This window comes from Clostridium sp. LY3-2 (assembly GCF_024705715.1).
Lineage (GTDB): Bacteria > Bacillota > Clostridia > Clostridiales > Clostridiaceae > Clostridium.
In genome coordinates, this window is sequence record NZ_JAMDLQ010000014.1 from 71,913 (window position 1) to 91,014 (window position 19,102).

Sequence of the window (19,102 nt, forward strand, 5' to 3'; positions counted from 1 at the left end):
AAGTATCGATAAGTAAAGGTGAGAAATGGGGGCGAACATTATAAAAAACAAAAGAATAAAGGTCTTACTTATAATTTCTTTATTTATATCTATTATTTTTTTCATCTTTTTTAAAGAAGCAATAGATATAAGTAAAAGTAGATTATTAAATGAGATTACAAGCGATTATATAGAAAAGAATTTAAATGAAGAGGATTATTTAAGGATAGATAAAGAGGCTAAAAGTAAAGATTTAAATTTAGATGAAGAATACTTTTTAAACGCATATATTAAATATAGGAAAAGTAAAGATAAAGATATTTGTCTAAAATATTTTCTTTTAGCAGAAGAAAATTTTACAGAAAAAACAAATGATAAGATAAAAATAGTATCATACCTATACCTTATAGATATGCTTTTAGAAAAAGAAAAGGTTGAGGATGCTTGTTTTTATTTAGATAAATTATTTTGTGTTTTAAATAATAATGACCTATATTATATATACTTAAATAAGATAGATCATAGGCTACTAAAACTCGCAGATAAGAGCAGTAGAAGGATAGAAGCTTTAGAGTATTATAGAGAGATATTAAATCACTCGAAGAATCTATCTAAATTTCAAAAAATATTAATTAATAGAAGAATATCTATTTTAGCGAGTTCTACTTCAAATTATATAGAATGTATTGAAAATAATATGGAGATACTTTCTCAAACTGAAAATGCAAAAACAGATGAAGACAAATATTATTTAATAAAAACCATAGTAGATATAGCAACCACAACTAGAAAGGTTGGAGGAAACTACGTATCAGAAAATATTATGGAATATGCTGATAACTTTAGTTTAGATGATAAAACTTTAGATTCTGAAGTAAATATTTATAGGTTAATTAATCAAGCAGAAGGAAAACTTTTAAGTAATGAATACGATGAGATGGTTAAATATCTTAAAGAAATAGATAATTATAAAGAATTTATAGATGAAAACTTAAAAGACGATGTAGAATGTATGCAAAATATCTTTTATACTGCGTACTATTTAGATAATTCTGATATAGAAAGTGCAACTAAAAGCATAGATAGAGCTAAGTATTTAATCGATAATGATAAGATAAATAGGTATGTTGATAAAGATATATATTATGATATAAGCCTTGGAAATATATTGTTTTATAAAAAAGACTATAACGGTGCTATAAAAGAATACTCAAAAGCTATTAAAAAATCAGATAGAACTGGAAATATAGAGATGTTAAATACATCGTATTCTAAGGTTCTTAAAGTATATAATATAATAGGTGATTATAAAGGCGAAAAGGAAACTTATAAAAAACTTGTCAATATGCAAAAGGACAAGGGTAAAGTTTTATCAGAAGATTATTATAAATACATAATTTATAGAGAGAAAAATTTAAAGAGTATTGAACATAAATTAAAAGATAAAATAATAACTTTTACGTTATGTGTGCTAATTATAATTTTAATAATTAGCTTAGTAAAATTGAGTATTAAGCCATTTGTTATCAAAAAAATCAAAAAAATGAAAATTAAAAATAATATAAAAAATAAAAAATATACCCTATACTATCAGCCTATAATTAATCCTAAAAACAACTTAGTTGTAAGTGCAGAAGGTTTATTAAGGTTTAAAGAAAAAAATAATGTGTTATTACCTAAAGAATTATTAAAAGATATAAGTGATTGCAATTTTATGGGTGATATAACTTTATATATTTTAAAGTTGGCTATAGATAATTATAGGGTTATAAGTAGGTTCGAAAAATTAGAAGAAGACTTTTACCTTTCAATAAATATAAGAATAAATGAGCTTAAAAATGATTTTGTTTTCCAAAAAATGATAGATATCCTTAGTGAAGCAAACCTTAAAAGAGGGGCTATTTGTTTAGAGATAACTAAATGCAGTGAAATAAATAATATCGACAAAGTAAAGGCAAACATTAAAAAATTAAGAGAAGTGGGCTTTAAGGTTGCTTTAGATAACTTTTGCGTTGATGAAGTAAATGGTGTCTTAATTAAAAACATAGAACATGATGTAACAAAGATAAGTGTTAGTATTTTAGAGTCTATTTTTGATTCAAAATATAACTGTGATATGAAAGAATTAATGCAAAGGATAATCTATATGAAAAATATTAAGCTTATAGTTGAAGGTGTTGAAACTAAAGAGGAAAACGAATTTATAAAAAAATTAGATCTTAAAAATGTTTATATCCAAGGATATTACCACAGCGAACCCTTAGATATAGAAACTCTAATTAAATTTTAAACACAAAAGCTAAAGCTTTGGTTATGAGGTGATTTTATAAAAAAGAAATATGTAGTTTTAACTACTCTTTTTATTATAGGATTAGTTTTTATTTTATATAAGATTAACTTCAGTTATTATAAGCAGATAGATATTATCGAAAAAAGCTATTATAGCGGAGTTAAATTAAGTGAAAATTCTATAAATAGATGCAAAGAGTATTTAAGTGATAATAATGATAGAAACTCAAATGATTACTTTATAATGGCATATTTAGATATGGTAGATGGAGATTTAAAAAAAGCATCAGAATATTTCAATTTAACTATAGCTAAAGAAACAGATGAAACTTCTGTCTTTGCTAAAATATATAGTAGAATGTATTTAGCTGATGAAGAGTATAAAAATGGAAACTTAAATTTAGCATCCTCATATGTAAAGAGTGCATTTAAAATAGTTCCTAAAAAAGATTATAACAAACATTATAAAATACTTGCAGATACGTTATTAACAGGAGTTGATTACAACGAGGAAAGTAGAAAAATAGCAACAAAATACTTAAAGAGTATGTTAGATGATAAAAAAAATCTAAATAGTGATGCTAAGTTTTATTTAGAATATAGAATAGCCCCTCTTTATATTATAGAGGGGAAGTACGCTGAGGGGATAGAATCAACTCTTCAAACTATAATGCTATCAAGGGAAAGAAAAAATAAATTATATGAGGCGAAATCTTTAATAGATTTAGGACTTACATTTAGGCTTTTAGGAAGATATGATATAGCTAGAAGTACAATAGAAAGTGCGTTATCTATTGACCTTAAAGATAAAAATGAAGAGGCTATAATAAAACTTTATGCACTTACAAATTTAGCGGATATTGATAATATAAAAGGTGATTATAAAGGAGCTAAAAGTAATTTAGATAAGATTAATCCTTATATAAATCTTTTAAATGATGAAGAAGAGAAAAATGATTTCAATATAATGAAATATACTTTAGAAGCTGATATAAATATACATAATAAAGATTTAGAAAAAGCAAGAAATAATATAGAAAAAGCTGAAAACTTATTAAAAAATCTAAAAAAGGTATATATAGCGGATAAAGATATTTATTTAAAAGATGTAATTGGTGAATATTACGAAGCTAATTATAAAGATAAAGAAGCTATAGTGCTTTATAAAGAAGCTTACGGTATGGCAAAGCAAAGAAAAAATATAGAGTATCAGAGGCTCGCTTTAAATAATCTATCTAATCTTTATAAAAAGTTAGACTACAAGGATGAAGTTATAAGCACTCAAGAAAAAATAATAAACCTTATGGATAGTGAAAAAGCTAGTATAGGAGAGGACTATGTCTATTACTCATCTACTTTAAGAGAAAAATCGCAAATGGTAAAAGAAGAGAATAAAAGAAAATATAGAGACGCATTATATGTTATTTTCTTTTTAATTGCATCTATTATAGGATATAAATATATGAATAAGTTAGTGAAAAGTAATAGATACGATTCGTTAACTAATGTTTATAATAGAGGTAGATTTAATAGAGATTATAATAAGCTTATCAAAAAAAGTCACAGTGATTTTGCATTAGTTATGCTTGATATTGATGATTTTAAATCTATAAACGATAATTTTGGGCATAACATTGGAGATGCTGTTTTAATAAATGTTTGTAATGTTATAAAAAATGTTATAGGTCAAAAAAGAGAATTATATAGATATGGCGGAGAAGAGTTTATTATAATGTTTAATGAAGAGGGAAAAGAGTCAGTTTTATTAGTAGCTGAAAGAATAAGAAGAAATATAGAAGCTATGGTTTTAAAAGAAAATATAAGTGTAACTATAAGCATTGGAGTAGCTTTTTCAAATGAAAGTAGAACTTACGGAGTAGATATTTTAAAAAAGGCAGATCAAAACCTTTATAAATCTAAAACAAACGGAAAAAATAGAGTTACTTACAACTAATAGTTATAATAAATATTAGAGTTTAATTTTAAGAGGTATAAGAAATGAAAAAAGCAATAATAATTGTAAGCTTTGGCAGTAGTGATGTTGAAGGGTTAAAAAAATCTATATTTAAAGCAGAAGAAAATATAAGAAAACAGTTTAAAGACTTCGATGTTTTTAGAGCTTTTACTTCTAATATAATTATTAAAAAGTTACGAGAAAATACAAATATAAGTATTAGAAATTTAGATGAGAAATTAGAGTTTTTAAAAGAATCTAATTATGATAAAGTTATTATTCAGCCTTTAAATATTATATCAGGTAAAGAATATAATAAAATTAAAGAGGAATATTTAAAATATAGAGATAGTTTTAAGACTTTAATTTTAGGGGATCCTTTATTTTTAGTAAAAGAAGGGGAAGTTTCTACACGTGATTTAAGTAGATTTAATAGTTTTTTAGATAAAGTATTAAAAGGGGATGAAAACATTTTGCTGTTTGGTCACGGAAGTAGCAGTGAATCAGATATAGCCTATAAAAAGATACAAGAATTTTTTGATATTAATAATAAAAATAATTTATTTGTTGGAACTTTAGAAGGAGATTTATCTATAGAAAAATTGATTTTAAAGTTTAAAGATAAAGGTATAAAAAGAGTTATAATTTATCCCCTAATGCTAACTTGTGGGATGCACGTTAAAAAAGATTTAGCATCAGAAGATAAGGCCTCTTGGAAAAGCAAGCTTGAGGGGGCGGGGATTGAGGCAGAAATAATCCAAAAAGGATTAACAGAAATAGATGACTTTAATAAGATGTATATAGATAAAATAAATTTACTTATAGATGAATATAAAACAAATAATCTGGAATAATAATAATAGTATTTATTTTAGATAAAAAGCTTTATATATTAAGAGAAATGTGGTATTATTGACTAAAGCAGTAAAATGCTATTAAAAAAAGTTTTAATATTGATTTATAATTATTCTCTTAAGTTGAAAGTTATTATCAAATTAAATCTTTTAAATTTAGGAGGAATAGTTATGACAGATAAGACTATCGTATGCAAAGATTGCGGAAAAGATTTCATCTTCACAGTAGGAGAGCAAGAATTCTACAAAGAAAAAGGATTCGATAACGATCCAGTTAGATGCCCAGATTGCAGAAGAGCAAGAAAGCAACAAAACAACAGAAGATAATTCGAATGTGCGAGCTATAGAACTTTTCTATAGCTTTTTATTTTATATATAAATAAAAATAAAAAAAATTCAAAAAAAGTATTGCAATTTAATTAGAATTAAGTTACAATAAAAAAGTAGTGAAAATTACAAAATAAATAATAAAAAAAGTTTTTAGTTAATATTAGTTTCTTTTAAATGAGATTACTAAATATTATATTAGATCTTTAAATTTAGGAGGAATTATTATGACAGATAAGACATTAGTATGTAAAGATTGCGGAAACGAATTCGTATTCACAGTAGGAGAGCAAGAATTCTACAAAGAAAAAGGATTCGATAACGATCCAGTTAGATGCCCAGATTGCAGAAGAGCAAGAAAACAACAAAACAACAGAAGATAGTTTTGTATATTATATCCGTAGCTTAGGCTACGGATTTTTTATTTATAAAAAACATCCTAGCAAAAATTTTGCTAGGATATTTTTTTAATTATCTTCTGGAATTTCTAAGTTGCAAACTGCAAGCATATCTATAGTTTTTAAAACATCTAGTTTAACTCCAGCTAATATTATAATATCTTGTGCCTTTAAGACTGTATCAGCCGTTGGCATAAATTCTTCTTCATCTCTTATAATCGAAAAGACTCTACAACCTCTAGGAAGTGCACATTCTTTAAGTGATTTTCCTATAAACCATTCGCTTCCTATAACAAATTCACGGATTATAATCTTTTCATCTTCTGAATCTATTAAAACTGTATGTTCATCAGGTTTTATAAATTTCTCAAAAAGGATTGGGAAAAGAATACATGATATAACAGTAGTTACAACAAAGGCTGAATAATCAGCTTCGTTTATATATTTTAAGTTTAATGACATTTGAGCGCCAACTATAACTAAGCTCAGTTGTGCTGTTAGTAAAGTTGATGCGGCAAAAGCATTTCTCATCCCATATTTCTTCTTTAAAACTAAAGAAGGGATGAATTTTACTAAGAAAAATATTAGTAAAAATACTGGAATTTTTAAAATCGAACTAGGGTTATCAACTACTGTTCTAAGGTCAATTTTTACTCCTACCATAATAAAAAATATAGGAATTAAAAATCCGTATCCTACAACGTCTAACTGGTGAGTGATTTCGTCTTTAGCTTTCCCAACTATAAGTGAAAAGACCATACCAGCTAAAAAGGAGCCTAGAATTATCTCAGAACCTACTTTTTCAGCAATTGCTACAAGTACTAAAACTAAGACGAAAGCACCTCTAACGCTTAAATGAAGGTTTTTAAAAGCCATAGCTGAAAAATCGTTAGTTTTAAATACGTGCTTACTAAATATATATAGTAAAATAGCTGCAGCAAAAAGCAATAAGAATGTAAAACTTTTTAAAGATAAACCGTACATAGCAACTGAAGATACAAAACTAACTCCAATTAAACTTACTAATTGAGTAATAATGCAAAATACTAATACTGTTTGCCCAAAGTCACTACTTATAATATTTTTACTTTTTAAAATAGGAACTAAAAGTCCAGGGGCTGCTGCTGTAAATAATAGTGCAAAGAAGATTGCACCGTGTGGAATTCCTATAAACCTTAAAGTAAGTGATAAAATAATTGCTGTTATTAGTGAAATTACAAACATTTTTATGCTTGTAAAAAGTTTAGAAGATGTAAAACTTTCTCCTTCAACTACTTTTAAATCATCAAAGTTTATAGCAAGTCCGCTTAAAAACATAAGATACGCTAAACCAAGGTTTGATAAAAATAATATCCAAACATCAGGCTTTATAATATTTAAAAAGCTTTTTCCAAGCAATATCCCAATAAATATTTCTCCTACTTGGTAGGGGACTTTTATCTTTTTTAATTTTGATACTAAAAATGGCGTAAAAAACGCAACTACAGACAAAATTAAAAGAGAATCGTAATTTAAAGTTTGTTCCATAGTATAACCTCTTTTCTGTAGTATATATTAAATTTTCTTATAAAACATATAATAACTTATAATTTCAATATTAACAAATAATAAGTATCTGTAAGTTTAAATTGTAACAGAATTTTAATATGATAACGTATATATAAGAAATTTTTCCCGAGAGTCGTAGTGTTTATACAATTTAGAAACGTCGATTTCCTTTTTTAAAGTAAATGCTGTGTTATTTTCTAAATAGTATATATAATCGTCAGATGGATAGTATAAAACAATATCAATTTTTCTATAATAATCATCTACTGAATCTAAAATATTATCTATAACTTTCATAAAAATCTGAATTGAAAAAGGATTAAAAAAATAAAATTTAGTATCTTCTTTTGAAACTTCGTAATCTTCAGCTAAGATATTTAAAAAAGTTATCTTATCTTCTTTCTTTTTATATTTTTTAAGATAGCTTTCTTTATTTTCTAAAGATTCTCTTATGTAATTAAAATTCATCTCTATTCCAGTTACCTTAGAATTAAACTCGTAGTTTATATAAAACATAAGTCTTCCTTTTCCGGAACCAAAGTCTACTATAGAATCAGTTTCTAAAAGATCGTAATTACTAAATAAAAGATCTAAAGCCCTATAATCTGTAGGCTCATATCTATTGTAGTGGTAAAATTTATCATCTATTTGCTGTATTCCAGATGTTTTAATATTTAAAATATTTTCGCAAAATTCTTCTGTTATCATAATTTTCAAGCCTTCCTTATATAATTTATGCAATGCTTATTATACTACTTTAATTTAAAAGATTAAAATATTTTAATCTTTTTTAATCTTACTTTCATCTAACTTTAAAAATAGTTTAATTTAGAGAAGATATAATCTAGTCATAAAGTTTAAGGAGGAAATTATTATGAAAGATAATAAAGAAATAATAGAGGTTAAGGTTTTAGAGGAAAATGGTGAAAAAGATAATAAGAAGGTGAAAAAAGATAACTTTTTCAAAAAGTACAAAAAAACTATAAAAAGAGGTATTATTATAGGAGGAGTTTTAATTATTGTGTTTGGAGGAATTACTTTTGGTGCAATATATAAAACAGTTAAAGGGAATGTAAATTATACTGAAGAAAAGGCTAAGGACATAGCTTTAGATAAGGTTAAAAGTGAAATAAAATATAATCTAGAGGATTCTAAAAAGATAGCTTTAGATAAAGTTAAAGGCGAAGTTATAAAGACTAAAGAAGACTTTGATGATGATAATATGTCTTTAGTTTATGAGTTTGAAATAAAGGGAAATGATAATATGTTATATGAAGTTGAAGTTGATTCAAAAACTGGCGCAATAGTAGATTTTGATTCTCCAGTATCAGATAAAGGTGATAGAGATTAATTAACTTCTATAGCATAAAAGAATAAGAGGTGCTTTAGTTGAAAAAGGTTTTAATTATAGAAGATGAAAAAAATATCGCATCATTTATAGAGATGGAATTAAAATACGAAGGCTATGAAGCTTTTGTAGAACTCGATGGGAAGTCAGGCTTAGAGAGGGCATTAAATGAGGATTTTGACATTATAATTTTAGATTTAATGCTTCCTTTATTAAATGGACTTGAAGTTTGTAGAAGGCTTAGGAAGGTTAAAAATACTCCTATTATAATGTTAACTGCAAGGGATAACGTTATGGATAGGGTTTCTGGTCTTCAAACTGGCGCTGACGATTATATGCCAAAGCCTTTTGCTATAGAAGAGCTTTTAGCTAGAATAGATGCACTTTTAAGAAGAGTAAAAATGGAATCTAAAGAAAGTAACAAATTAACTTTTAAAGATATTGAAATAGATATAGAAGGAAGGGTAGTAAAAGTTTTAGATGTTCCTATATCACTTACTACTAAAGAATATGAATTACTTTTAATGCTTATGAAAAATAAAAATAAAGTACTAACAAGGGATGCGCTTTTAGAAAATATTTGGGGATATGATTACGACGGAGAAAATAATGTTGTGGATGTTTATATTAGGCATCTAAGAAGTAAATTATTAGAAGGGAGAGATAAATATATCCAAACTGTAAGAGGGGTTGGATATGTTTTAAGGTAGTATGATAAAAAAATTCAAAAATATATCAACATTTAAAAAATTATCTATTATAAGTTTTTTTGCTATAATTTTAGTCTTTTTATTTTCATATATATCTCAATTTGTCCTTTTTAGAGTTTGGGCAACTAAATATGAAAAAGATAATATTTTAAAAGAATATAATTCAGTAAAAGAAATATTAAATAGTAATATTTCTAAAGATAGGTATGATGATATTTTTAAATCTATGGATTTAGAAGTTATAATATATAAAGACGGTAAAATCTTATATAAAAATAAAGATTTAGATAAAGATATATCTTTAGAGAATATAGAAAAAAAGAAGATAGGTTATGACTATGAAATAAATGAAGATGAAGATATTTATTTAAATGCGCCTATAAACATAGAAGGCTCTAATAATTACATATATATTTTTACAGAAAGCGATATATTTAAGAATTTTATAGAAAATACAACTCCCTCATTAATAGTTACAGTTATTTTAGTTTTAATATTTAGTATACTACTTGGAACTTACGTATCTAAAGTATTTTTAGATAAGCTTAAAAATTTGAGAGAAACAATTAAAAATATTAAAGAAAAAGGCGTAGGGGAAAGGGTTTTAATTACTAATCCAAAAGATGAGTTTGATAAAGTAAATATTTTATTTAATAGTATGATGGATGAAGTAGAAGAATCTATAAATAGTCAAAAAAGATTCGTACAAGATGCATCTCACGAGTTAAAGACACCTCTTACTATTTTAAAAGGTCACCTAAAAATGTTAAACAGGTGGGGAAAAGAAGATAAAGAGGTTTTAGATAAATCTTTAAATATAAGCCTTGAAGAAGTAGAGAGACTAGAAAAGTTAGTTAACGATTTATTAGTTTTAGGAAGGGTTCAAAACGGAAAGATAGATTTAAATAATATAGAAGAAACAAATCTTTTAGAAGTAGTAAATAATGTTTTATATGATTTTAAGTTAATAAATAAAGATGTTTCTTTTGAAGTTACTATTTCAAAAGATTTAAATATTAAAATCTTAAAAGAGCATTTAAAGCAGCTTATGATTATATTTATAGATAATGCTATAAAATACTCTGATAAGGATTTAAAGATTATTAAAATAAATGGATATAAAAATGATAGGATAAATATTACTATAGAAGATAACGGAATAGGAATTTTAAAAGAAGATTTAGATAAGATTACTGATAGATTTTATAGAGCAGATAAATCTAGAAAATATAATAATAGCTTTGGGATAGGGCTTTCAGTTTCAAAAGAATTAATTAAGCTATACAAAGGAGAACTTAAAATTTCAAGTGAAGTAGGGGTAGGTACTAAAATAAGCATTATATTTTAGTTTGACATAGTTAAAAAGATATATAATAATTATTATAATTTAACTAAGGAGGAAATAAAATGAATGCTAAATACTTTATAGAAAAATTAGGACTTCAAAAACACGTTGAAGGTGGTTACTTTAAACAGACTTTCGTATCAAGTGAAGAAGTAGAGGGAAACAGAAAATTATATAGTTCAATATACTTTTTACTTAAAAAAGGAGAGGTATCAAACTTTCACGTACTAACGGCAGATGAAATGTGGTACTTCCACGGAGGAAGCGCCCTTACTATTTATATGATAGATGAAGATGGGGCACTTATTGAAAAGAAATTAGGTTTAGATATAGAAAACGGAGAAGAGCCTCAAGTTTTAGTTCCTAAAGGCTACATCTTTGGTTCTTCTATGAATAATGATGGTTTTTCACTAGTAGGTTGTATGGTAGCACCACAATTTACTTTTGAAGATTTTAAATTATTTAAAAGAGAAGAATTATTAAGTGCATATCCAGAACATAAAGAAATTATTTTAAAACTTACTAGAGATTAAGTAATAATTTAAAAATAATAAGAATAAGATAAAAAGAATAGAGTAAATATTCGACAATTTACTAAAAAAGAAATGGATTCCCTCAATCCATTTCTTTTTTTCATTCCATCCTTTACAAATAAGTATTATTTAATGATAAAATATAAATAATACTTATTTGTTAGGAGATTATATGAATAAATCAAATATAAATTTAATAGTTAGATTTTTAGTTTTGATTGGGATTGGAATCTTTAGTTTTGAAAATATTAAAAAAGGAGAGATAGGATTTTTATTAGGATATATTTTAATTTCTATTTCATTATCACTTCTTCAAAATATATTTAAAAAGGATAGATTAATAATAGTAACTTTAATTATTATTAGTTTTCTAGCTTGTTATTTAGGATTTAGACTTTCAGTTTTATTTATATTAGAGATAGCACTTGAAAATCTAAAAGGTTTTTATAAATATTTAATTACCTTTGTTTTAATAATAGTAACTGTATTTGGAAACTTTTATAAAGAAGATACATACTTGGTATCTTATTTTGGGATGATTTTAATAATTTTTAATTATTATATAAATAAACATTATTTAAAGTTTAAAAAGCTTGAAGAAGATCTAGACCATTCTATAAAAGCAAATCACAGAATAAATAAAAAATTAAGAGATGAAGAAGAATTACATAGGCAAAAATTATATAATGCTAAACTAAAAGAAAGAAATAACCTTTCAAGAAAAGTACACGATGAAGTGGGGCATGTTATTGCAGGGTCTTTAATGAGGCTTGAAGCTGCAAAAGTTATTTTAGATGAAGATTCTTTAAAAGGAAGGGAACTTTTAGATGAAGTTACTGAAAGCTTAAGGCTAGGTATGGATGATATTAGAAATACAATTCATATGATTTCTCCAAATAAAGAAGAGATAGGAGTAAATAGAGTTAAAGATTTATTAAATGAAAAATTTAACGATACTAATATAGATGTAAGCTTTATTTATAATAGTAAACTTGAAAAAATATCGCTAGCTAAGTGGGAAATAATTTATGATTCTATAAAAGAATTAAGTACAAATGCTATAAAGTATTCTAAGTGCAATAAAGTAAATGTAAAGATTGAGGTATTAAATAAAATAGTTAAATTTATGTTTAAAGATGATGGGTTTGGAACTTCTATAATAAAAAAAGGGTATGGATTAAGTAAGATTGAAGAAAGAGTTTTAAATGAAGGTGGTAAATTAATTTTAGATGGTAGTTTTGGGTTTAGCGCAATAATAATTTTTAATATTAAGGAAGTGTAAGATGAGTATAAGGTTAGTTATAGGTGAAGATGATAGTTTAATTAGGGAAAGCCTTAAGATTATTTTATCAGTTGATAAAGATATAGAAGTCTTAGGGGCTTTTCAAAACGGAAGAGAAGTATTAAACTTTTTAGAGTGTAATGATTCTGATATAATTTTATTAGACGTTAGAATGCCAGTTTTAAATGGAGTTTTAACAACTAAAGAAATTAATAGATTAAATAAAGGAAAAGTAATTATACTAACTACATTTGATGAAGATGAATATATAAGAGATGCTATAAAATTCGGTGCAAAAGGATACCTTTTAAAAAACACTAAACCAGATAAGATAATAGATGCTATAAAGATGGTTCACGAAGGAAATTCTGTTATTCAAGAAGATGTATTAAAAAAGATATCTTTAGGGATTACGGAAAATAATAGTGATTTAGAAGATTTAAGTATATTTACAGATAGGGAAAAAGATATAATTAAAGAGATTTGTAAGGGGCTTAGTAATAAAGAAATAAGTAAAGAACTATTTATTTCAGAAGGAACTATAAAAAATTATATAACTTCAATTTTACAAAAGACAAACCTTACTCACAGAACTCAAATTGCTATAAAATATTTAAATATAATTAAATAGTGACAAAAGTCATATATAGATTATGACCTTCTCTAGGTTTTTAGAGAAGGTCTTTTTTATATAATTAAATAAAGAGGAGGGATTTTTTATGTATGCTATAGAAATTAAAGATTTAGTTAAAAATTATAATGGGTTTTTAGCGGTAGATAATATATCACTTAAGATAAAACGTGGAGAAATATATGGGTTACTTGGACCTAATGGTGCAGGTAAAAGTACAACTATAAATATCTTATCAGGTCTTTTAAAACAAACATCTGGAGAAATTAAAATAAATGGAGTAGATGTAAGTAAATCTATGAAAGGACAAAATAAGGTTTTAGGACTAGTTCCTCAAGATATAGCTTTATATAAAAGTTTTACAGCAGAAGAAAATTTAAAGTTTTTTGGAGAGCTATATGGATTAAGAGGAAAAAAACTTAAAGAGAGAGTGGAGAGCGCATTAGAGTTTACAGGACTTACTGATGTTAGAAAAAAGATTTCTAAAGAGTTTTCAGGGGGAATGTTAAGAAGGTTAAATATTGCTTGTGCACTAGTTCATAGACCGGAAATTTTAATTATGGATGAACCTACAGTTGGAATTGATCCACAGTCTAGGAATCATATCTTAAATTCTGTTCGTGAGCTTAATAAAAAGGGCGTAACTATAATTTATACAACTCACTATATGGAAGAAGTTGAAGCTATATGTACTGAAATTGGAATTATAGACCACGGAAAACTTATAGTAAACGGAACTAAAGAGGAACTTAAAAATCTAGTTTGTGATAAGAAGAAATTAATAGTATCACTTCAAGATATTAAATCATTAGATATAAATACTATATTAAATATAAATGGTGTAGTAGATGTAGATTTTTGTGAAAATGAAATTATTATAAGTTCAAATAAAGAAGCAAATAATTTAGAAGATATAATAAAGACTTTAAATAGTTTAAATTCAGAGATAATTAATATTAAATATGAAGAGGTAAATTTAGAACAAGTATTCTTAACTTTAACTGGAAGAACTTTAAGGGAGTAATAGTATGATTGGAATAATAAAAAGTGTAGTTTTAAAAGCTATAAGAGAACCTAAATATCTTATATTTACTGCAATATTTCCTATATTTTTAACTATACTCTTAGGAAATGTTCTTAAAAACGGTTTTAGTTCTAATATAGAGAAAGATGAAGAAAAATCTTTATATATTTTAGAGTCAGAGAAGGAAAACCAAACTATAGATATTTTAAGTGAAGTTATAAAAAATGAAAATTTAGATTATAAAATAAAATACGTAAAAAATATTGAAGAAGGAAAGGATTTAGCTAGAGAAAAAGATGGAGTGCTTTTAGACGTTAATGATAAAAAAGTAGATATTTACACTAAATCATCTAATAATTTTTCTTATAAGGAGCTAAAGACTGTTTTAGAAAATATAAAAAATAGATCTACTGTAATAAATTTAGCTTATAAAAGTGATATAAATTTAGGGGGGGAGATAGCAAGTAATAAAGAAAATATAAAATTAAATGTTTTAGAGATAGAAGGTGGAGTAAAGCAAACTTCTTTTGACTATTATGGAATTGTAGAAATTACTATGATGTGTTTATATATAATGCTTTTCCCAGTTAATAAGTTAGATGAAGATAGAAAAAGAGGGATTTATAATAGGGGAAGGCTTAGTGGAATGAGTAATTTAAATTACTACGCTGGAAATATTATAGGGAATTTTATTATATCCTTTTTAGTTACAATGCCTGCGTTTTTATTTAATTTATTTATACTAAAAATTAATTTAGGTAATAATCCATTTTTAATATATTTAGGAATAGAAATCTTTGCTTTAGCAGTAATATCTATAGGTGTTGTAATTTCTTCTTTATTAAAGGAAAGAGAAAAGATTATGACTATTGTAGAGGGTGCAGTTTTTCCTGTGTTTTCTTTCCTTGGAGGAGCTTATATAGCACTTCCTGATAACTTAGGTGGTTTTTTTCAAATACTTACAAATATATCACCTTTAAGATGGTTAAATAGGGGTATTTTTAATTTTATTTACCTAGAAAAAACAGATATTTTATTAGTATCAATAATAAGTAATATTGCTATATTCTTAGTGTGTTTATCTATTATCGCAGTATTTTGTTTAAGAAGGGAGGATAGAATATGAGAAATATTATTTTAATGCTTAAACATAATTTAAAGATTATGATATTTAAAAAGCCGATATTCTTTATAGGGTCTATTCTTCTTCCTGTCGCATCAGTAATACTATTAAGTGGACTGATTCAAAGTAGTTCAGGGTATATAACTTATGGAGTTTTAGATAGCAGTAATTCAAAAGCTTCAAAAGCTATTTTAGATTCTATGCGTGATGGAGAAACTGTAAAGATTAAAGAGTACACAGAAGAAAAATTAAAAGATGAAGTGAAACTTGGTAATATAAATGGTGGATTAATTATAAATAAAGATTTTGAAGAGGAACTTTTAAAAGGTAAATTAGATTTAGAAGTAGTTAATTTAAAAGGTGAAGATAAGTCTTTACTTAATTCTTTAGTTAAAGAAAATGGTAAAAATCTTTTAGATTTAGCTAAAATCTCAAAGGGAAATAAAGATAAATTTAATTCATATTTAAAAGAATATTCTAAAGAAAAGCTAGATATAAAAAGTAAAGGTCTTAAGGATAATTCTACAGATAATTTTGGCTCTATTGCACTTATAGGGTTTATAATAATGTCTATATTTTTTAGAGGAAATATGGGTGCAGATAGAATTAATAATGATAAAGAGGATAAGGTCTATGAAAGGATGTTTGTATCAGGGCTTAAGCCTTACGAGTACTATGCTGGAAATATTTTAGGAAGTTTAACTGCTATTTTAGTTCAGATAATTATAATAGTTATTTTAGTTTCTAATATTTCTTCAATAAGTACAGGGTTAAGTAGTATTCAATTATTTATAGCATTATTCATTACTGCGATACTCGCTGTATCTATAGGGTCATTTAACGTTTCTATAACAAGGACTTCTCAAGAAAGTAGTATGCTCTCTAACATTATGATGATGGTACTACTAATGCTTGGAGGATGTTTTGTTCCTATAAGTCTTTTCCCAGAAATTGTTGAAAAGATATCATGGTTTTTACCTACAAGGTGGATAATGGAGATGATATATGGGCTTCAAAGTGGAGGAAATATTTTAGATTTTTCATTAAATATAGTTATAGTTTTATTATTCTCAATTGCATTTTTCTTATTTGTTGCGTACAAAGTTCACATAGAAGATAAAATTGTTAATAGATAATTACTATTGTTTAGCCTGTCTCTATGATATAATCAAAGTGTGATTTTAGACTTTGAGATGAGGTGGAGAGGTTTATGATTAAAAGGGTAATAAAAAGCCTTAAACCTAGTACAATGACAGATTGGATTATGTTTTTAGGTATGTTAGTTAGTATAGTTTCTATAGTTATGTATTTAAACGATATGGAATTTGGAGAGTATGGTATGACTATTGCAATAGCATTAATAAGCTCTGGCTTAGTCTTTGAATTTACAACAAAATTTCAAAATAATTAAAATAAGGTGCATTTTTGCACCTTATTTTAATGTATAAAACTTCTAAATTGATTTTTAAAATCCGTTGAATACAAAACTAACTTCTACTTCAAATTTTAAAGATAAAAAAATGGAACTTGCTTTTAAATTTAGACTTTCTAAAAAACTTTTATTATAAGGAAATAGTATTTATAGATAATGCATTATATGTTATAATTTACCATATGAGGAGGGGTTGTATGGGGATTATAGGATTAACTTTAAAATTTATTAAATTAGATATGAAAAATAGCTTAATATATTTAGGGTCTTTAACTGTTGAGTTTTTTATAGTTTGTAGTATCTTCAATTTATATTTTGTACCTGGAATAATACCTAGTAATATGGATGATAAGATTATTTTAGGAAGTATTTTTTTAGTTGTGGCATTTGTTATATTACTGCTTGGATATAGTGTAAATGAGTATTATGTAAAGAGAAGAGGAAGAGAAATAGCAGTTGAGATGATGAGTGGTGCAAGCGTTATGGATATAAGCATTGGATTTACTCTGCAAAATATTATTTTTAATGGATTAGCATTAATTATAGGTGGAGGCTTATCTTTTTTAACTATGCCATTTATTTTAGATGAGTTATATAAAAAAACAGGAGAACTTGGAACTGGTTTTTTAATAACAGCAGACGGGATTTTTAGTACAACATGTCTTTTATTTATTCAAATATTATTTATTTCCCTTATAAATGCAGGTTTAAGTCATAGAACAGAAATTTGCGACTTAATAAAAATGTCTGGAAGTAAATACAAACCTAAAAAATTAGATAACAATAAATATTTAACAGTATTTCTTTTGATTTTTTCTATAGTTTTATATTTTGTTCCTTTATTTTACTCTTTGTTTGGAGAATTAAGCGTAGAAAATCCTTTTGGAGGGGCTAGCGTTATGGCAGTTTTAGGAGGTATTTCTATAGGGATATTTGTATTGTCTGTAGTTCCAAAACTAATAGATTTATACGAAGAAAAATATAGATTTAAAGGTATATATAATACTATTTCTTTAAGGAATTTAAAAAGGTCTATCCAAAATAGCGGAAGTATAGTATTAAGTTTTACCCTTATAACTACACTTATAACTTATTCATTAGACAAGTTTTTAAAGCTTAAAGGATTTGCATTTATAACAACCTTTGGGCTAGGCTCATTAAGTGTAATGGTATTAGTTACTTGGATTTATAAAATAGTAGTAGAAGCTAATAATAGAAAAAAGAATTTTAATCAATTATTACTTATAGGATACACAAAAAAAGAAATAAGAAAATCGATTAATATTGAAATGTCAATTTATATTTTTTTAACTTTAATATTACCTTTTACACAGATGCTATTTTCATTTTTCCTTTATAAAAGAGCAGGACTTTTTGATAATTCTAGTTTGATAATATTATTTGGATACTTATTAATTTTATTAATAATGGGGTTTTTAAGTCTTAAAGTATATAAAAAAATTATAATTAACCATATAAAAGGGGATAGATAAAATGATAGAGGATAAGTATATTATAATTGCAGAGAATTTAACTAAAGAATATATAACTAGTATTAAATTTAATATTACAGGACAAATAGTAGAAGGTACGACTATTAAAGCTTTAGATTCAGTAAACTTTAAAATTAAAGAAGGAGAGTTTATAGCTATAATGGGTCCCTCAGGTTCAGGGAAATCGACTTTTTTAAATCTTTTATCTACTGTAGATACTCAAACTAAGGGGCGAGTTTATATACATGGTCAAAATATAAATAAGTTAAGTGATAGAAAGGTTTCAAATTTAAGATATAAAACTATAGGTTTTGTGTATCAAGAATTTAACCTTATAGATGGACTTACTATAAGAGAAAATATAGGTATACCACTTACTTTAGCAAAAGAAAATAAAGATTATATAGAAAAAAGAATATTAGAGGTTTCAAAAAGGCTTGATATAGAAAGTTTATTAGATAAATATCCTTTAGAATGTTCTGGAGGTCAAATTCAAAGAGTAGCTATTGCAAGGGCGCTTATTGCAAAGCCTAAGATAATTATAGCAGACGAACCTACAGGGAATTTAGATAGCAAAAACTCAAGTGGGGTTATGAAGCTATTTAAGGAACTTAACGACGAGGGGATAACTATACTTATGGTAACTCATGATGCTGTAGTTGCAAGTTTTTCTAAAAAGGTTATAAATATTAAAGATGGAAAAATTGAAAAGACTTTAGAGAAAAATTTTATGGCTCAAAGTGAATTTTTTAACGAGATACTTAAGGTTGTTTCAGAAGAAGCTGTATTTATAGATTAAAAAAAACACCTAAAAATTTAGGTGTTTTTTATA

Annotated in this window: 19 protein-coding genes; 17 read left to right on the top strand and 2 right to left on the bottom strand. The window is 25.5% G+C overall.

The annotated features are described in order from the left end of the window. The first annotated feature begins 25 nt into the window (after positions 1–25). The 5 genes from M4I33_RS04275 to M4I33_RS04295 all read left to right on the top strand — a co-directional run bounded on the left by M4I33_RS04275 (position 26) and on the right by M4I33_RS04295 (position 5,786). Positions 26–2,269 (top strand): EAL domain-containing protein, encoded by a 2,244-nt coding sequence (locus tag M4I33_RS04275; RefSeq protein WP_257915648.1) that lies wholly within the window; start codon positions 26–28, stop codon positions 2,267–2,269. Positions 2,270–2,512: 243 nt separating this feature from the next. After that, the gene (locus M4I33_RS04280) at positions 2,513–4,222 is read left to right on the top strand and encodes a tetratricopeptide repeat-containing diguanylate cyclase (RefSeq protein WP_257915649.1); all 1,710 of its coding nucleotides are present in this window, start codon (positions 2,513–2,515) and stop codon (positions 4,220–4,222) included. Between the two features lie 44 nt (positions 4,223–4,266). Continuing rightward, the gene (locus M4I33_RS04285; RefSeq protein WP_257915650.1) at positions 4,267–5,076 is read left to right on the top strand and encodes a sirohydrochlorin cobaltochelatase; all 810 of its coding nucleotides are present in this window, start codon (positions 4,267–4,269) and stop codon (positions 5,074–5,076) included. 171 nt (positions 5,077–5,247) lie between these two features. Next, entirely contained in the window at positions 5,248–5,403 is a 156-nt protein-coding gene (locus tag M4I33_RS04290) for a zinc-ribbon domain-containing protein (RefSeq protein WP_257915651.1), read from the top strand. Between the two features lie 227 nt (positions 5,404–5,630). Next, complete coding sequence (locus tag M4I33_RS04295) at positions 5,631–5,786, top strand: zinc-ribbon domain-containing protein (protein WP_194191302.1); 156 nt, start codon at positions 5,631–5,633, stop codon at positions 5,784–5,786. Between the two features lie 84 nt (positions 5,787–5,870). Here M4I33_RS04295 and M4I33_RS04300 read toward each other — a convergent pair whose 3' ends face one another. Both M4I33_RS04300 and M4I33_RS04305 read right to left on the bottom strand, forming a co-directional pair. Then, complete coding sequence (locus M4I33_RS04300; RefSeq protein WP_257915652.1) at positions 5,871–7,328, bottom strand: cation:proton antiporter; 1,458 nt, start codon at positions 7,326–7,328, stop codon at positions 5,871–5,873. Between the two features lie 114 nt (positions 7,329–7,442). Next, positions 7,443–8,054, bottom strand: coding sequence for an SAM-dependent methyltransferase (locus tag M4I33_RS04305; protein ID WP_257915728.1), 612 nt, complete (start codon positions 8,052–8,054; stop codon positions 7,443–7,445). Positions 8,055–8,223: 169 nt separating this feature from the next. On the opposite strand from M4I33_RS04305, the gene M4I33_RS04310 reads away from it, so the two are divergent. The 12 genes from M4I33_RS04310 to M4I33_RS04365 all read left to right on the top strand — a co-directional run bounded on the left by M4I33_RS04310 (position 8,224) and on the right by M4I33_RS04365 (position 19,069). Then, positions 8,224–8,700 (top strand): PepSY domain-containing protein, encoded by a 477-nt coding sequence (locus M4I33_RS04310; RefSeq protein ID WP_257915653.1) that lies wholly within the window; start codon positions 8,224–8,226, stop codon positions 8,698–8,700. 92 nt (positions 8,701–8,792) lie between these two features. Beyond that, complete coding sequence (locus tag M4I33_RS04315) at positions 8,793–9,407, top strand: response regulator transcription factor (protein WP_374707691.1); 615 nt, start codon at positions 8,793–8,795, stop codon at positions 9,405–9,407. Between the two features lies 1 nt (position 9,408). Beyond that, entirely contained in the window at positions 9,409–10,755 is a 1,347-nt protein-coding gene (locus tag M4I33_RS04320) for a cell wall metabolism sensor histidine kinase WalK (RefSeq protein WP_257915655.1), read from the top strand. 59 nt (positions 10,756–10,814) lie between these two features. Beyond that, positions 10,815–11,285, top strand: coding sequence for a cupin domain-containing protein (locus M4I33_RS04325; protein WP_257915656.1), 471 nt, complete (start codon positions 10,815–10,817; stop codon positions 11,283–11,285). Between the two features lie 172 nt (positions 11,286–11,457). Next, positions 11,458–12,567, top strand: a complete 1,110-nt coding sequence (locus M4I33_RS04330; RefSeq protein WP_257915657.1) for a sensor histidine kinase — start codon at positions 11,458–11,460, stop codon at positions 12,565–12,567. Between the two features lies 1 nt (position 12,568). Further along, positions 12,569–13,198, top strand: a complete 630-nt coding sequence (locus M4I33_RS04335; protein ID WP_257915658.1) for a response regulator transcription factor — start codon at positions 12,569–12,571, stop codon at positions 13,196–13,198. A gap of 88 nt (positions 13,199–13,286) precedes the next feature. Beyond that, complete coding sequence (locus M4I33_RS04340) at positions 13,287–14,222, top strand: ABC transporter ATP-binding protein (protein WP_257915659.1); 936 nt, start codon at positions 13,287–13,289, stop codon at positions 14,220–14,222. A 4-nt stretch (positions 14,223–14,226) separates the two neighbouring features. After that, positions 14,227–15,348 carry an ABC transporter permease gene (locus tag M4I33_RS04345; RefSeq protein ID WP_257915660.1) on the top strand — a complete coding sequence of 374 codons (1,122 nt, stop codon included), beginning with the start codon at positions 14,227–14,229 and terminating at the stop codon, positions 15,346–15,348. Next, positions 15,345–16,481: an ABC transporter permease gene (locus M4I33_RS04350; protein ID WP_257915661.1), complete on the top strand. Its 1,137-nt coding sequence runs from the start codon at positions 15,345–15,347 to the stop codon at positions 16,479–16,481. Before M4I33_RS04345 ends, M4I33_RS04350 begins: the two co-directional genes overlap by 4 nt. Positions 16,482–16,555: 74 nt before the next feature. Then, on the top strand, positions 16,556–16,756 hold the full coding sequence (locus tag M4I33_RS04355) for a hypothetical protein (RefSeq protein WP_257915662.1): 201 nt from the start codon (positions 16,556–16,558) through the stop codon (positions 16,754–16,756). A 218-nt stretch (positions 16,757–16,974) separates the two neighbouring features. Then, a complete protein-coding gene (locus tag M4I33_RS04360) occupies positions 16,975–18,270 on the top strand; it encodes a hypothetical protein (RefSeq protein WP_257915663.1) in 1,296 nt (431 codons plus the stop codon). Between the two features lies 1 nt (position 18,271). Then, a complete protein-coding gene (locus M4I33_RS04365) occupies positions 18,272–19,069 on the top strand; it encodes an ABC transporter ATP-binding protein (RefSeq protein WP_257915664.1) in 798 nt (265 codons plus the stop codon). Positions 19,070–19,102 lie beyond the last annotated feature (33 nt).

Coding starts and splice junctions, on each gene's coding strand:
- M4I33_RS04275 (WP_257915648.1), top strand. CDS start 26: ATGGGGGCGAACATTATAAAAAACAAAAGAATAAAGGTCTTACTTATA.
- M4I33_RS04280 (WP_257915649.1), top strand. CDS start 2,513: ATGGCATATTTAGATATGGTAGATGGAGATTTAAAAAAAGCATCAGAA.
- M4I33_RS04285 (WP_257915650.1), top strand. CDS start 4,267: ATGAAAAAAGCAATAATAATTGTAAGCTTTGGCAGTAGTGATGTTGAA.
- M4I33_RS04290 (WP_257915651.1), top strand. CDS start 5,248: ATGACAGATAAGACTATCGTATGCAAAGATTGCGGAAAAGATTTCATC.
- M4I33_RS04295 (WP_194191302.1), top strand. CDS start 5,631: ATGACAGATAAGACATTAGTATGTAAAGATTGCGGAAACGAATTCGTA.
- M4I33_RS04300 (WP_257915652.1), bottom strand. CDS start 7,328: ATGGAACAAACTTTAAATTACGATTCTCTTTTAATTTTGTCTGTAGTT.
- M4I33_RS04310 (WP_257915653.1), top strand. CDS start 8,224: ATGAAAGATAATAAAGAAATAATAGAGGTTAAGGTTTTAGAGGAAAAT.
- M4I33_RS04315 (WP_374707691.1), top strand. CDS start 8,793: ATGGAATTAAAATACGAAGGCTATGAAGCTTTTGTAGAACTCGATGGG.
- M4I33_RS04320 (WP_257915655.1), top strand. CDS start 9,409: ATGATAAAAAAATTCAAAAATATATCAACATTTAAAAAATTATCTATT.
- M4I33_RS04325 (WP_257915656.1), top strand. CDS start 10,815: ATGAATGCTAAATACTTTATAGAAAAATTAGGACTTCAAAAACACGTT.
- M4I33_RS04330 (WP_257915657.1), top strand. CDS start 11,458: ATGAATAAATCAAATATAAATTTAATAGTTAGATTTTTAGTTTTGATT.
- M4I33_RS04335 (WP_257915658.1), top strand. CDS start 12,569: ATGAGTATAAGGTTAGTTATAGGTGAAGATGATAGTTTAATTAGGGAA.
- M4I33_RS04340 (WP_257915659.1), top strand. CDS start 13,287: ATGTATGCTATAGAAATTAAAGATTTAGTTAAAAATTATAATGGGTTT.
- M4I33_RS04345 (WP_257915660.1), top strand. CDS start 14,227: ATGATTGGAATAATAAAAAGTGTAGTTTTAAAAGCTATAAGAGAACCT.
- M4I33_RS04350 (WP_257915661.1), top strand. CDS start 15,345: ATGAGAAATATTATTTTAATGCTTAAACATAATTTAAAGATTATGATA.
- M4I33_RS04355 (WP_257915662.1), top strand. CDS start 16,556: ATGATTAAAAGGGTAATAAAAAGCCTTAAACCTAGTACAATGACAGAT.
- M4I33_RS04360 (WP_257915663.1), top strand. CDS start 16,975: ATGGGGATTATAGGATTAACTTTAAAATTTATTAAATTAGATATGAAA.
- M4I33_RS04365 (WP_257915664.1), top strand. CDS start 18,272: ATGATAGAGGATAAGTATATTATAATTGCAGAGAATTTAACTAAAGAA.